The sequence below is a fragment of the Streptomyces halobius genome (genome assembly GCF_023277745.1).
Classification (GTDB): domain Bacteria; phylum Actinomycetota; class Actinomycetes; order Streptomycetales; family Streptomycetaceae; genus Streptomyces; species Streptomyces halobius.
Genome location: NZ_CP086322.1, coordinates 2080634 through 2092687, shown reverse-complemented (window position 1 = coordinate 2092687; position 12054 = coordinate 2080634). Strand labels below are relative to the sequence as shown.

Sequence of the window (12054 nt, the reverse complement as noted above, 5' to 3'; positions counted from 1 at the left end):
ACGACGGGCTTCCTCGTCTTGGACGAGGAGGGCAACGTCGTCTCGTGCTGCGGCATTCACATCGGCACGGCCATTGCTGAGCCCGACATGGTCTACACGGTGATCCGCAGGACCGACGACACCGCCGCCATGCTTCTTGGCCGGCTCGTGAACGGGGCTGGCGAGAGTGCGGCCTGAAACTCGGATGTCAGTGGCCCCTGCGATGATCCCCTGTCATGGGGAGATGTACGTGGGGAGACATGACCAGCGGCGTGACGCCCGCAACCACTCCGGCAGACAAGCACCACCCTGCCGAGGATCAGGCGACAACCCCGCCCTCAGAGGTGGGCAACGTTCCGGCTTCGCACAGGGTGAGTGGGTCGTGAGCGCGTCGAGGGCGAGCTCCATGCGAGCCGACGCACTGTTCCGAGCGCGCGTGGCCGACCTGGGTGGCGAGGTCCTCGAACCCGAGTGGCTCGGCACCCGGAAACCTCACCGGGTGAGATGCGGGGCGGGACACGAGCACGCGACCTATCCGACCAATGTCCTGGCCGGCAAGGGCATCTGCCGCACCTGCGCCCACCAGGCGCGTTCCCAGGAGGCCGAGGCAGCCTTCCGGGAACGGGTGGCTGAACTGGGCGGGATCGTGCTTGAGGAGGGCTGGCTTGGTAACCACGAGCCTCACCGTGCCCGTTGTGTCAACGGGCACGAATGCGCACCGCGACCGGCCCACGTACAGCAGGGCGAAGGAATCTGTTCCACGTGCGCCAGAAACAATAAGGAGGTGGCCGAAGGCGCCTTCCGGGGCGCTCTTGCAATGGTAGGCGCATCACTCCTGGAACCGGTGTACCTCGGCGCAAACGAGCCGCACCGGGTTCGCTGCCCCAACGGGCATGAATGCCGCCCCAGGCCGGCCCTGGTGCGAGGTGGCGCAGCCATCTGCCAAACCTGCACCGGGAGGGACCCAGAGATCGTCGAAGCGAAGTTCAGGGCCCGGGTCGCGGAGCTGGGGGCGTTGTCCTTGAGCCGCAGTGGCTTGGAGCGACCACGCCGCATCGAGTCCGATGCGCCCAGGGCCACGTCAGTGCTCCATGGCCGTCCGGTGTCCAGCGGGGGCAGGGGATCTGCCGTGTCTGCGCTGGAAAGGACCCGAAGACCGCCGAGGTCGCCTTCCGCGTAAGGGTTGCCAAGCTCGGAGGAACGGTCCTTGAGCCGAAGTGGCTCGGCAATCACGCGCCGCATCAGGTGCGGTGCGCCAAGGGGCATACGGGAACGCCCACCCCGAGTAACGTCCGCGCGGGGTGCGGCATATGCCGCATCTGCGCAGGTAAGGCCTGGGACGTCTTCTACGTCGTCACGGATGACGTAAACGAGGTCGTTAAGTTCGGCATCACTTCCGGAAACCCGCGTCTACGCCTATCTCACCACGAGCGTGACGGGCTTGACCAGATCGTTCGTCTGATGGAGGGCAATCCCGAGGCACGCAAGCTGGAGGACGCCTGTATAGCCGCCATGCGGGACGCCGGAGAGAAACCCGTTCGGGGGCGCGAGTACTTCCACATTCGCACACTGGGAACCATTCTGGATCTCGTCGACGGCTGGACCGATGCAAACCGAGAGACAGCATGAATGAGCGCACCACCCGCTGCGGGTGATGCGCACGTGGGCGCCGCGGGGTGTGGCCTGTCCCGTCACGGGTGTGACGGTTGAGGCGTCAGTTCTGCGCTATGGATTGCGGGTTGACTGGGATGAATGATCTGAGCATGTCCATGGACGAGGCACTCTCCGAAGCCGACCTTGATGCGATGGCTGAGCGGCTGCAGCCGCATCGCCGGAGGCCGTGGGTGCCTTGGCTGGAGACGCGCGGAGCGACAGGGGGCGGGAGCTTCATCCAGGTCGACCCCGAGCATGGCGAGGAAGATGATGAAATCTATGTCAACCGGCTCGTCGGCGCTCGGCAGGTTCTCGGCCCGGACCGGCAGTTGGATGCAGATCTTGACTTCATCGCATGTGCCCGTCAATACGTACCTCTCCTGATCGCTGAGGTGAGACGGTTGCAGTCCCTGCTCACGGAGGGTTCGCAGGACTGAGCGGTGCCACGAGCACGTGGTGAGATCCTCACCGCATGCCTCAAGTGATCACCGCAGCGGAACCGTCCTGGATAGCGCCGTTCAGTGGGCTCAGCCCGCGATCCTTCACCAAACTGGTGAACGCGCTCCGGCGCGAAGGCATCGACCATGCCCGCGCAGGCCGACCCTGGAGCCTTCCCTTGGCCGACCGAGTGCTCCTGCTCACCGCTTACTGGCGAACGAACCTGACGCTGCGGCAGCTTGCACGGGACTGCTGCAGGGTTTGGTGACCCCTGACCTGGCTTGCTGAGAGGCGGGCTGGAAGGATGTTGCAATGCCCAAGCCGTATCCGAAGGAGTTCCGCGAGGACGTCGTGCGGGTCGCGCGCAACCGTGAGCCCGGAGTGACCCTGGAGCAGGTGGCCGCCGACTTCGGCGTCCATCCGGCCTCGTTGACGAAGTGGCTGCGCCGCGCCGACACCGACGAGGGCGCCAGGCCAGAGACCACCTCGAGCGAGTCGGCTGAGTTGCGCGAGGCCCACAAGCGGATCCGGATGCTGGAGCAGGAGAACGAGGTGCTCAGGAGGGCTGCGGCCTACCTGTCGCAGGCGAACCTGCCGGCAAAATGATCTACCCGCTCGTCCATGAGCTGGCCGCCGCCGATGTGCCCGTGCGGGTGCCGGTGGCGGTGACGTGTCGGGTGCTCGGGCTGGCCCGCCAGCCCTATTACCGGTGGCTGGCTTGTCGGGTCACCAATGCCGAGCTGGCCGAGGCGTATCGGGCCAACGCCCTGTTCGACGCGCACCGGGACGATCCCGAGTTCGGGCACCGGTTCCTCCTCGACGAGGCCCGTGCCGCGGGCGAGGCGATGGCCGAGCGGACCGCCTGGCGGATCTGCCGGGACAACGGCTGGTGGAGCGCCTTCGGCAAGCGAAAGGGCCGCGGCAAGAACGCCAAGGCCGGGCCGCCGGTCCACGACGACCGGGTGAGGCGGGACTTCACCGCCACTGCCCCCAACCGGTTGTGGCTCACCGACATCACCGAGCACCAAACCGGCGAGGGCAAGCTGTATCTGTGCGCCGTCAAGGACGCGTTCTCCGGCCGCATCGTGGGCTATTCCGTCGACTCCCGGATGAAGTCCCGCCTCGCGGTGACCGCCCTGGAATCCGCCGTCGCCCGCCGCGGCCAGGTGGCCGGGTGCATCGTGCATTCCGATCGCGGCTCGCAGCCCAGGTTCAACCGGTCGTCGCAACACCGGCCTGTTGGATCAACAGTAGCTGTTCGTTGAGGGCCTCTGCGGGTGTCTTCCAGCCGAGTGTCTTTCGGGGCCTGGAGTTCAGGGTGGTGGCGACAGCATCGATCTCGTCCACGTTCCAGCGGGACAGGTCCGTGCCCTTCGGGAAGTACTGCCGCAGCAGGCCGTTGACGCTTCTATGTCAAGCAGCAAGTTGATGTCGGGTGACGTGGTGCTGCCAGGAAGCCCTGTCCCGGGTCATCGCGCGGTGGATGACGTCGATCAGGTGGCGTTGGAGGATGCGTCGGGCTCCGCGGGCTCCCTTGGGGGGCTCGTGGCGGGCCAGTAGTGCTCGTGCTCCGGGGTGGAACCGCTTCTGGACGATGGCCGCCGTGTAGAGCACGCTGTTCAGCCGCCGGTTGCCGCCTCGGTGCAGGCGGTGGCGTTCCTTGTCGGAGGAGTAGACCGGGATCGGAGCGCAGCCGGTGTAGCGGGCGAGCTTGGCCGAGCTGGTGAAGCGTGTGATGTCGCCGATCTCGGCGAGCAGGACCGCTGCCGAGACGTGGCTGATGCCGGTGATCTCCAGGAGAGCGGGGGCCAGCGGGCTGACCAGTTCCCGGATCGTGGCCTCAAGTCCGCGGACGCGTTCGTTCAGCTCGGCTATCTCCGTGACCATCTCGACCAGCACCCGGCGAACGTGCGCGCTCGTCTCAGTGGTGTCCAGCAGCGTTGTCAACGAGGTCATGCCCGGCTGGCGGGTGAGGTCGCCCGGCGTGTGGTCGAGCCAGAGGTGCGTGTATGCCTTGACCTGGTTGATCACCATCGTTCGGCGCCTGACGAGGTCGGCTCGCAAGTCGACCAGGACGCGCAGCTCGCGCACGCGCTCGTCGATGCGGTGGCGGTCTAGGCCGGGGGTGGCGATCGCGGCATGGGCGACCGCGACGGCGTCGACGGGGTCGGACTTGGAGCCGGTGGCGGCGTGCAGCTTGCGGTGGGCGGCCATCAGCCGGGTGGGGACCCAGACCACCTTGTGGCCGGCCAGCAGCAGGCTGTCGGCCAGGCGGCGGGCGAAGCCGCGGCCGTCCTCGATGGCCCAGGTGACAGGCGTGCCGTCGGCGATTGAGCGGATCCACTTGAGTAGTACGCCGATCAGGGCCGCGTCGTTCTTGACGGTCAGCGGCCGGCTGACCCGCCTGCCGTCCGCACCGATCACCACTGCGACGTGGACGTGCTTGTGCGGGTCGATCCCCACTGTCACCATCGAGATGTCCTCTTGTCTGCTTCGCGGATGACGGGACAGACGCGAGGGCCCTGGCCAGGGGACAGACCTATTGCGAGTTGACGGCTCAGCAGGCTTCTATCAAGTCACTCCCGGTCAGGGCTCTCGCCCTGCAGACCGCCGTGGACATCTCAACGGAAAGCCTTCCGGCACGTGTTCTCCGAGTCACCCAGCGGTCTCGCCGAACTCCTCCCGTCGAAGAAGCCCGGCCCGCCAAGGCTGCACCAATAGGTGTTCTCGTTGGTACCGCGCTGCCACGGGCTGCGCGGGTCGGCGAAGTAGACTGGCAGCCCGGTCTCGATCGTCAGCTGAGCGTGCTGGGCCAGCTCCTTGCCGCGGTCCCAGGTCAGCGAGCGGCGCAACTGCTCAGGAAGGGTGGTGATCCTGGCCGCGAGCGCGTCCCTCATGGCTTCCGCGCCGTATCCGCCCAGGGCTGGCCCGTTCTTCGTCCGCGGCTCGATCCCGTGGCCCTCCATCCGTGGCAGGTGCAGCAGCATCGTGAACCTGGTCGTGCGCTCCACGAGCGTGCCGATCGCGGACCGGTCGGTGCCGATGATGAGTCGGGTAGCGGGGACGCATTACTGCGTCCCCGCCCCCTCAGAACCGTGCAAGCAGCTATTCGCCGCACACGGCTCAAGCAAGCCCCAAAGGCTGGCTGACAGGAGAAGGTGCTGGACTTGTCATTGCGGCGGCTCCATTCCGCCGTTGACAATGAGTGTGGAGGAGACGGATTCGTTGACCGTCCGGCGTGCTCTCGTCTGGAAACGCGATGTATTGCTTGGAGATCGCCTTCCGGATGACGACCCGCCACGCTTCCCATTCTCGTGGGCTTTGTGGCGAGTGGTCGGCGTGCAGCAGGAGCCTTCCGCAGATCGGGCAACGGCCGTGCTGTGCCTGTAGTAGGCGTACGGTCATGGCGTCGACTGGTAGAGGGGTGCCCTTGCGGCGCCGCTGAGCCCAATAGGATTCCAGGGTGGGATCGTCCGGGGACGCCTTTCCCTTGACCAGCTGGTGCCGGACTATCTTCGTCCAGGAGAACTTGAGGAGGTAAGCGCCGCTGTCGCGGTCGCCGAACACCCATCGGTCCTTCCTGGTCCTGTTGAACCGGCCGAAGTACTTGTCGGATATCCAGTGCTTCGGCTTGTTCGGGTGGCTGTGTTTGGCCCACTTGTAAGCGAGCTTCCACATGTGATTGTCCAGCGCCGTGAAGATCTCGCTGGACACCACCGTCCGGTAGTAGGCCGACCAACCCCGCACGATCGGGTTGATCTTCTTGAGTATTGCACCGGCGTTTGCCCCTCGCAGGGCCAACATTTCGGTCCCAGGCAGGCATCAAGCTGAGCGACGGCTTCACCGACTACCTGGACGCTTCCAAGCTCCTGAATGAGGACGGCGCTCCGTCAGCCGAGGTCATTGCGAAGGCTCTTGAGCCGCTGAAGCCTGCTGAGCCTGAGTTCCCCCAGCTCAAGGGTATGGGCTATTACCCGGCACCGCTCCGGTCCGTCCCCCGCGTTTCTCTCGACATCCGTAACCGCTAACCAGGAGTACCCCTATGACTTTTGCCTACCAGAACCCCGCCACCCACACGTTCGTTCCGGAGCTGTGGGATGCCGAGCTGCTGACACAGTTTGACCCGCTGCTGGTGTGGGCGGCCCCGTTCGTTGCGAACAACGACTACGAGGGCACCATTCAGAAAATGGGCGATGTCGTCCACATCAACTCGCTCATGCGCCCCACTGTTGGCGACTACACCATTGCCGACGGCATGACCGCGCAGCGGCCGGAGACCGTGGATCAGAAGCTCCCGATCACTGAGGCCAAGTACCTTCAGGTCCTCATCGAGACCGTGGAACAGTACCAGGCGGCCGGGGGCATGAACTCCCCGATCAACCAGCAGATGATCCGGGCTCTGGCCCGGGAGACCGACACGTTCATGGGCAACGTGATCACCAAGGGTGCCACGGAGTTGCCGAAGATTAAGGCGACCGCTGGGAACATCCCTGCCGCCATGTACGGCACCATCCTGGACATGATGCTGGCCCTGGACGAGAACGACGTTCCCTCGGGCCGATATGTGGTCGTCTCGCCCCGAGTGAAGCGCTACCTCGTGGAGCATCCGGCCGTGGCCAATGCCGCCGCCTATGGCGAGGGAGGTGTGACCGCTAACGGCGTCGTGGCGCGTCTGGGCGGGTTCACCGTAGCCTCCACCACCGCCATGCCCAAGGGCGTGGACATCGTGGCCGGACACAAGGCATTCGCCACCTACGCGAGCCAGTTCACGGGCTTCCGTGAGGGCCAGTCAGAGAAGTTCCGCGCCGACTACATCGACACGCTTCACCTCTACGGCGGGAAGATCTTCAGGTACCCGGAGCTGGACACCAAGAAGGCAGACAACACCTTTGATGAGTCCAAGCCGACCAAGGGAATTGTCAAGGCCGCGGTGGAATGGTCGGCGTAACGCGTAGCACCACATCGCGAGGCGCACGCCAAAGCCCACTTACCTAGCCAAACGCCGAGAGGTCCTTCACCACAAGTGGGGGCCTCTCAGCGGCTGGAGCCTGCGACTTATGGGAATTCGACGTCGACGTCCTCGTAATTGATGGTGACCGTCTCGATGGCGGGACCAGCGTTTCCAGCTTCGAGAGCGGCGCCACTCCATTTGTAGAGAAAAATCGCCCTCGACCAGCACCAGGACTTGTCTTTGCGACTGACGACTTTGTCGGGATCGCTGAGAATGTGCTTGATGGAAAACCCGGCAAGATCACGCCAGTTCTGCCCGATGTACCAGGACTCCTGAGACCAGTCATCTTGGTGTCCGTTTAGTATGTGCTTGTAGCCGAACTTCGCGTTTCCGCACTCAAGTGACGCATGAGTACCTTTGATGCGGTTGCCGTAGCGGACGCGGATGCGCAGGTAGCTGTGGACCAGCTTGGTCTCTTTGGCATTCCACGCGCAGGCGTGCCAATTGGCGGGAGGGAGCGGGCGACCCTTCAGTTGCGCTCTGGCGTGGGCGGTGTCGTCGGCCTTCTTGAGCTGTTCCCGGTCAAGAGGCTCGGTCGACACTGTCCAAGTCTGCCCCTTCTCGTCTTTCCCGGAGTAGTACTCAACGTCCTGCTGCGTACTGCTGTGGGGTTGCGAGGGGTCGGCGGCTGCTACTTCTGGTGTGAAAAGGAGACAGCTTGCCAAGGAGCCGACAAGGAGTCGGCGAGCCCCACGAGATATCATGAAAAAAATCCCCCTCAATCGGTCTTTCCGTTCCGCCAGCCCGTTGGAGGCCGGGCCCCTGGTCAACGGAGCAGAGCGCCAAGTACCCTATGCAGACGCACGGTCAATGTAAAGGTGGGAGGAAGCATGAGTAACCCTGGCGACCGAGGGAAGCACCTTTACACTCATGTCCTGTTGAAAGCGGAGTACGTCGCTACCCCTCTGTGGGACAGGACCCCTGGTCGTATAAATGACTCCATCGATTACGATGAGTTGGGGCTGAGCGACGAGCTGGCTCAGCAGCTGGAAGCGTGGAACTACCGATTTTCCTCCGCCGCGTTCGAGAGTGATGACCCGAGTGAGCGTGAAGCGTTCACGGAGGACGGCTCGAATCTTGCCGCCGAGCTCCAGGAGGAGCTCGGCGACGGTGTTGAGGTCATCTATGTGGACGGCATCCATGGTGTGCCGACCAGACCAAACCAGATCGTTAGCGAGTCCCCCGGCGACTACCACTGGAGCGCCGAGTGAGTGAGCCTCCGAGTATCTTCCTGACTCGTCGGCCGGCACTGTCGTAGATACCTCGCGTCGTAGCGCTCATGTCCGCGCAACTTTGTGTTCACTGGACGGATCCCCGCCTGCCTCCCCGGCAACCCCGCCCGGGGCGGATTTGGAGATGTCCGTCCCCCTGGCGTGCGGCGGCCCGGTGGATGTGGTCGAACTGGCCCCGGTACAGGCGGGCGCAGGCGTGGAGATCCAAGCGAAGCTGGGGCGACCGCCTGAAGCCGGGCGACCGCGTACGGAGGGGACGCCCTTGCCCCCACACAGACACCCCGGATGCCTGGCCAGGACGGTAATCGCACCGCCCCAGACCAGCGCCGCGTCGAGAGCCGGGATGCCGGTCGCCTCCACGCTCACCCCTCCGGTCGGTTCGATGCCGTCCGAAGTGCGCGGGTGTGCTTCGGCTTCCAACCAGCTGCGAAGGTGACGAGCGTCGGGACGATCGCGAGGACGAACGGGCTCAGGGTGTCCGGCATCCACTCCAGCAGCCTGGCGTTGTCCTGTACCGCGGCGAGGACGCCGAGGAGGCCGGACAATGCGAGGTAGGCGGCAGCGGACGACGCGGTCACTTCCGTTCAACGGGCTTGTTTGCCATGATCAGAGTCCTTTCAGTCGATTACGTCGAAACCGTGTTTCTTGCCGAGGCAGGTGGGGGAGTCCCACCCGGGGATGCCGTCCGCGGGCTGGCCCGGTTTTCGGCCCCGGAGGCCGCACCGCTCCTGCCACTCGCTCGTAGCGAAGTGGCCGTCGAGGTACGTCTTGGCCAGCAGGCCCTCGTCGACAAGAGCAGCCTCGTACGTCTTGACGCCGCTGTAGGTGACGGGCTAGCCCTTCGCCGGCGGAGTACTGCGTTCGCCGCAGCGATGAGCCGTGACAGGAAGACCTTCGGCCAGGACGGGCTCGGGAGCGCGCGGGGCTTGCTCTGGCCGAGGCGGGACGAGGTCCGGTCCCTCATGCCCGGCATGGTGAAGCCCTTGCGGTCGATCTTCCGGGCTGCCACTCCAGGTGTCCAATGACGGAGCGGGCGCTCCAGTTGTGGACGCGGCAGATAGCCGCGCTCACGCGCTCGATCGAGTCCAACTGGGCGCTGGGCCACGGGTCGTTCCCGTCGCCGAGGTTCTCGCACTCGAACCCGTAGAACGCCCGGTTGCCGTCCGTCGTCGGCTCGTTGTCGGCGGGCAGAGCGCGCTCCGCGATGACCTCAGAGAGGGACGTCGGGTCGCCAAGCCCGGCGTGATTCGCCCGGCCGTACGCGACGAGGGGGACCCGCCCGTCCTTGGCAATCACTCCGTGTGCGAGCGGGCCCGGGAGGGTGCTGTACCCGTCCCGCACGATCCGCACCGTGTCTGTGGTGCCCTTGGTCACGGCGTGATGGGTTATCACACCGTGCACGCCGCCTCACGCGCCTTTGCTGTTGCGGTTGTGCGTACGCCAGTTGCCGACCTCGACGACGTCCACGTCCTTGTCGTGGAGGGCCTGGAGGAAGCGTGCGGCGGTCATCGAGTCCGACATCACTCGGCCTCCGGCCAGGGCTCGTGCGGTGCTGGCCAGGGCGGTGGTGCCGTACGCGCGCATCCACGTTATGCAGACCTGCCGCCCGCGAACGGCCGGGCATTGCGCAGGCCTGGCGGTAGCCGGACCTCTCATCAGCGTCTCCAACGGCCCCCCTCGGGCCCGGTGACACCACCCCCCAGGTCATGCCTTCGACAGGGGACACAGTCATGCCGGGCCCGGAGGCCAGCGGCCCCATTGCAGGACCGCGAAGAAACATAACCGGGGGGAGAACTGCCCCGTGGGGTTGAGGACGGCGAGCCCGACGCGGCCGGGGTCGTCGGCGGCGACTTCCGTGACGATGGCGGCGCGGCATGCCGACGCGAACGCCTGGGAGCCGTCGCTCCTCACGGGGGTGCCGTGGCTGACGTAGTGGACGATCCGGCCGACCGAGGGCCGTTGGTCGGGCATGGGACTACCTCCGCGGAAGGGGACATGGCGGGCTAAAGGGCCGGTCCGGCGGCCGGGTGGATGCAGAGATTGAACTCCGCGAGGACGACGTTGCGCGGCGCGCAGTCGTTGTGCGCGACGCGGAGCGCGAGCGGAGTGTCCGGATTCACGTAGATGCCGTGACTCTTGGCGTAGAACTGCCCGCCCGGGGTCGGCGCTCTGTGCTCGGTCGCCGTCGTGTCGTTCGGCGACGAAGTGAGGCGGGTCCCGGACGTACTGTCGCGCAGCTCGGTGTAGTCGCCGGTGGCGCTGGCCGATCCCAATGGATCACGCGTAGAGGTGGCCCGAGCAACGGCGGCCTGACTGCCTACCCCGGCGGGAACCGGTGGCGGTGGGAGAGCCGGATCTTCAACGGCGCCTACGACAACGCCGCTGCCAGCGAGCGGCCGTCTATGGGGCACTGAACTTCGGCCACAATCCGGTCGGCGCGGCGCCGCGCTTCGGTTGCTCCCACTTCCGGCTCACCGCCCGGACGCTGGAGCGGACGACGTTCTGCTATCCGGACAGCTGCCTGGAGCCCTCAGACTTCGGTACCGCAGAGCGCATGGGGCTTATCGAGCTCGCCCTGGCCGACCATCGGGACGTATGTGGGTCATCCGGGGACACGGATGAGGTGAAAGTGACCGACGAGGCCGTCAGGAAGACCCTCGAGAAGCTGGCCGCCGAAGGGCAGGCTGTGCGTGACGGCATGGACGAGGACGGTGCGAAGTTCCGAGCGGTGGCGGTGGTCCCGAGCGGGGAGCGCCCGCTGCGGGCCCCGGGCCAACTACGTGACCGCATACTGGAGTTTCTGCGCGAGCGGCCGGGTGAGGAGTGGGGGCCGACCGGGTTGTCACGCCGGTTGGAGGCGTCTTCGGGCGCAATCAGCAACGCCCTGGACACGCTGGTGACGCTCGGTCTGGCACATCAGACCGGTGACAAGCCGCGGCGGTTCACGGTCATCGAGGCCGCTCAGGTCGCGCCACGGGAGTGATCGGGACCGTTGGCCCATACGGGGGGCCAGCCGGGGATGAACTGATCCGCGCTGCGGCCCGCCCGTAGACGTGGCAGAACAGCAACTCCGGGCTGGTCGGGCGTCAGGACGCAGCCAGTTGCTCACATCACCGCAAGCACGATCCGACCGTCGGCCGCACGGGGCAGCGGCGTGGAGGCGAGCAGCCTGCGCAGGCGGCGCGGCTCCAGCCAGCCGTGATTGACGGCGTCGTACATCACTCCGTGCCCGCGCCGGTGCTCGGCCGCAAGCGTCAGCTCGGCCAGCGACGTCACCGGACTGTCCGCGCACAGCACCGCGTCGGTGAGGTCGAAGAGCGCATCCGCACGGGAGTAGAGGCAGTCGTGGAACTCGACACGAAAGTGGGACAGCACGCTCAGCGCGGCGTCAGCGGGACCTGCACAAGCCAGACTCTTCACAGCGGCCGTTCCTTCACGCGACGTTGCTCGACACCTCGAAGCGTGAAGAACGGCCGCCCTGCTGTCTCACGAAGAAGCCAAGATCAGCAGGTCAGGTGACCCGGCGAGGTTAAACGCCAAGCTGAGAGCAGTGCGGTGCCCGGCGCAGTCGTGCGCATGTCGGTCTGTTGGAGTCAGCCAGTGGGTACCCGACTGTTGCCGAAACACCACACTGCGTTCCTGCATTCCTGACCTTTCGTCACCTTACGTTTGCCGCACGTCACACAGGCCGGCATGGGACTACTGGTGCAACTGTGACAAGTGATGACCGTGGGGCTTCTG

General features: G+C 65.8%; 12 protein-coding genes and 7 pseudogenes. 9 read left to right on the top strand and 10 right to left on the bottom strand.

What is annotated here, in order from left to right; all coding sequences use genetic code 11:
- Window positions 1-18: 18 nt before the first annotated feature.
- The 6 genes and pseudogenes from K9S39_RS09945 to K9S39_RS42940 form a co-directional block, all read left to right on the top strand.
- Window positions 19-177, top strand: coding sequence for a hypothetical protein (locus tag K9S39_RS09945; protein ID WP_248862996.1), 159 nt, complete (start codon window positions 19-21; stop codon window positions 175-177).
- A gap of 1263 nt (window positions 178-1440) precedes the next feature.
- A complete protein-coding gene (locus K9S39_RS09940) occupies window positions 1441-1608 on the top strand; it encodes a hypothetical protein (protein ID WP_248862995.1) in 168 nt (55 codons plus the stop codon).
- Between the two features lie 134 nt (window positions 1609-1742).
- Window positions 1743-2069 (top strand): hypothetical protein, encoded by a 327-nt coding sequence (locus K9S39_RS09935; protein WP_248862994.1) that lies wholly within the window; start codon window positions 1743-1745, stop codon window positions 2067-2069.
- A gap of 35 nt (window positions 2070-2104) precedes the next feature.
- A pseudogene (locus K9S39_RS09930) lies at window positions 2105-2314 on the top strand (IS5/IS1182 family transposase); the annotation flags it as partial.
- A 68-nt stretch (window positions 2315-2382) separates the two neighbouring features.
- A complete protein-coding gene (locus K9S39_RS42945) occupies window positions 2383-2676 on the top strand; it encodes a transposase (protein ID WP_406707897.1) in 294 nt (97 codons plus the stop codon).
- 263 nt (window positions 2677-2939) lie between these two features.
- Window positions 2940-3290 (top strand): annotated as a pseudogene (locus tag K9S39_RS42940) (DDE-type integrase/transposase/recombinase); the annotation flags it as partial.
- Here the strand turns inward: K9S39_RS42940 and K9S39_RS09920 are convergent.
- The 4 genes and pseudogenes from K9S39_RS09920 to K9S39_RS09905 form a co-directional block, all read right to left on the bottom strand.
- Window positions 3283-3483, bottom strand: a pseudogene (locus K9S39_RS09920) (transposase); the annotation flags it as partial. The pseudogenes K9S39_RS42940 and K9S39_RS09920 overlap by 8 nt on opposite strands.
- Complete coding sequence (locus K9S39_RS09915) at window positions 3484-4542, bottom strand: IS110 family RNA-guided transposase (RefSeq protein WP_248862993.1); 1059 nt, start codon at window positions 4540-4542, stop codon at window positions 3484-3486.
- Between the two features lie 248 nt (window positions 4543-4790).
- Window positions 4791-5120: pseudogene (locus K9S39_RS09910) on the bottom strand (transposase); the annotation flags it as partial.
- A 73-nt stretch (window positions 5121-5193) separates the two neighbouring features.
- Window positions 5194-5874, bottom strand: coding sequence for a group II intron maturase-specific domain-containing protein (locus K9S39_RS09905; RefSeq protein WP_248862992.1), 681 nt, complete (start codon window positions 5872-5874; stop codon window positions 5194-5196).
- Between the two features lie 238 nt (window positions 5875-6112).
- Here K9S39_RS09905 and K9S39_RS09900 point away from each other — a divergent pair, with 238 nt between their 5' ends.
- Window positions 6113-7018, top strand: a complete 906-nt coding sequence (locus tag K9S39_RS09900) for a hypothetical protein (protein ID WP_248862991.1) — start codon at window positions 6113-6115, stop codon at window positions 7016-7018.
- A gap of 107 nt (window positions 7019-7125) precedes the next feature.
- Here K9S39_RS09900 and K9S39_RS09895 read toward each other — a convergent pair whose 3' ends face one another.
- The gene (locus K9S39_RS09895) at window positions 7126-7623 is read right to left on the bottom strand and encodes a hypothetical protein (RefSeq protein WP_248862989.1); all 498 of its coding nucleotides are present in this window, start codon (window positions 7621-7623) and stop codon (window positions 7126-7128) included.
- Window positions 7624-7911: 288 nt separating this feature from the next.
- Here K9S39_RS09895 and K9S39_RS09890 point away from each other — a divergent pair, with 288 nt between their 5' ends.
- A complete protein-coding gene (locus K9S39_RS09890; protein WP_248862988.1) occupies window positions 7912-8292 on the top strand; it encodes a hypothetical protein in 381 nt (126 codons plus the stop codon).
- Between the two features lie 383 nt (window positions 8293-8675).
- On the opposite strand, the gene K9S39_RS09885 is transcribed toward K9S39_RS09890, so the two are convergent.
- The 4 genes and pseudogenes from K9S39_RS09885 to K9S39_RS09870 form a co-directional block, all read right to left on the bottom strand.
- Window positions 8676-8891 carry a holin gene (locus K9S39_RS09885; RefSeq protein ID WP_248862986.1) on the bottom strand — a complete coding sequence of 72 codons (216 nt, stop codon included), beginning with the start codon at window positions 8889-8891 and terminating at the stop codon, window positions 8676-8678.
- 359 nt (window positions 8892-9250) lie between these two features.
- Window positions 9251-9834, bottom strand: a pseudogene (locus K9S39_RS09880) (N-acetylmuramoyl-L-alanine amidase); the annotation flags it as partial.
- 207 nt (window positions 9835-10041) lie between these two features.
- On the bottom strand, window positions 10042-10284 hold the full coding sequence (locus K9S39_RS09875; RefSeq protein ID WP_248862984.1) for a hypothetical protein: 243 nt from the start codon (window positions 10282-10284) through the stop codon (window positions 10042-10044).
- A gap of 32 nt (window positions 10285-10316) precedes the next feature.
- The gene (locus tag K9S39_RS09870; protein ID WP_248869232.1) at window positions 10317-10586 is read right to left on the bottom strand and encodes a hypothetical protein; all 270 of its coding nucleotides are present in this window, start codon (window positions 10584-10586) and stop codon (window positions 10317-10319) included.
- On the opposite strand from K9S39_RS09870, the pseudogene K9S39_RS09865 reads away from it, so the two are divergent.
- Window positions 10485-10906: pseudogene (locus K9S39_RS09865) on the top strand (DUF3626 domain-containing protein); the annotation flags it as partial. The gene K9S39_RS09870 and the pseudogene K9S39_RS09865 overlap by 102 nt on opposite strands.
- A 413-nt stretch (window positions 10907-11319) precedes the next feature.
- Here K9S39_RS09865 and K9S39_RS09860 read toward each other — a convergent pair.
- A pseudogene (locus K9S39_RS09860) lies at window positions 11320-11694 on the bottom strand (transposase); the annotation flags it as partial.
- Between the last annotated feature and the right edge of the window lie 360 nt (window positions 11695-12054).

Bases quoted from the DNA above. Each gene is read 5' to 3' on its own strand.
- K9S39_RS09935 (WP_248862994.1), top strand. From the start codon at position 1,743: ATGTCCATGGACGAGGCACTCTCCGAAGCCGACCTTGATGCGATGGCT.
- K9S39_RS09900 (WP_248862991.1), top strand. From the start codon at position 6,113: ATGACTTTTGCCTACCAGAACCCCGCCACCCACACGTTCGTTCCGGAG.
- K9S39_RS09915 (WP_248862993.1), bottom strand. From the start codon at position 4,542: ATGGTGACAGTGGGGATCGACCCGCACAAGCACGTCCACGTCGCAGTG.
- K9S39_RS09940 (WP_248862995.1), top strand. From the start codon at position 1,441: ATGGAGGGCAATCCCGAGGCACGCAAGCTGGAGGACGCCTGTATAGCC.
- K9S39_RS09890 (WP_248862988.1), top strand. From the start codon at position 7,912: ATGAGTAACCCTGGCGACCGAGGGAAGCACCTTTACACTCATGTCCTG.
- K9S39_RS09875 (WP_248862984.1), bottom strand. From the start codon at position 10,284: ATGCCCGACCAACGGCCCTCGGTCGGCCGGATCGTCCACTACGTCAGC.
- K9S39_RS42945 (WP_406707897.1), top strand. From the start codon at position 2,383: ATGCCCAAGCCGTATCCGAAGGAGTTCCGCGAGGACGTCGTGCGGGTC.
- K9S39_RS09905 (WP_248862992.1), bottom strand. From the start codon at position 5,874: ATGTTGGCCCTGCGAGGGGCAAACGCCGGTGCAATACTCAAGAAGATC.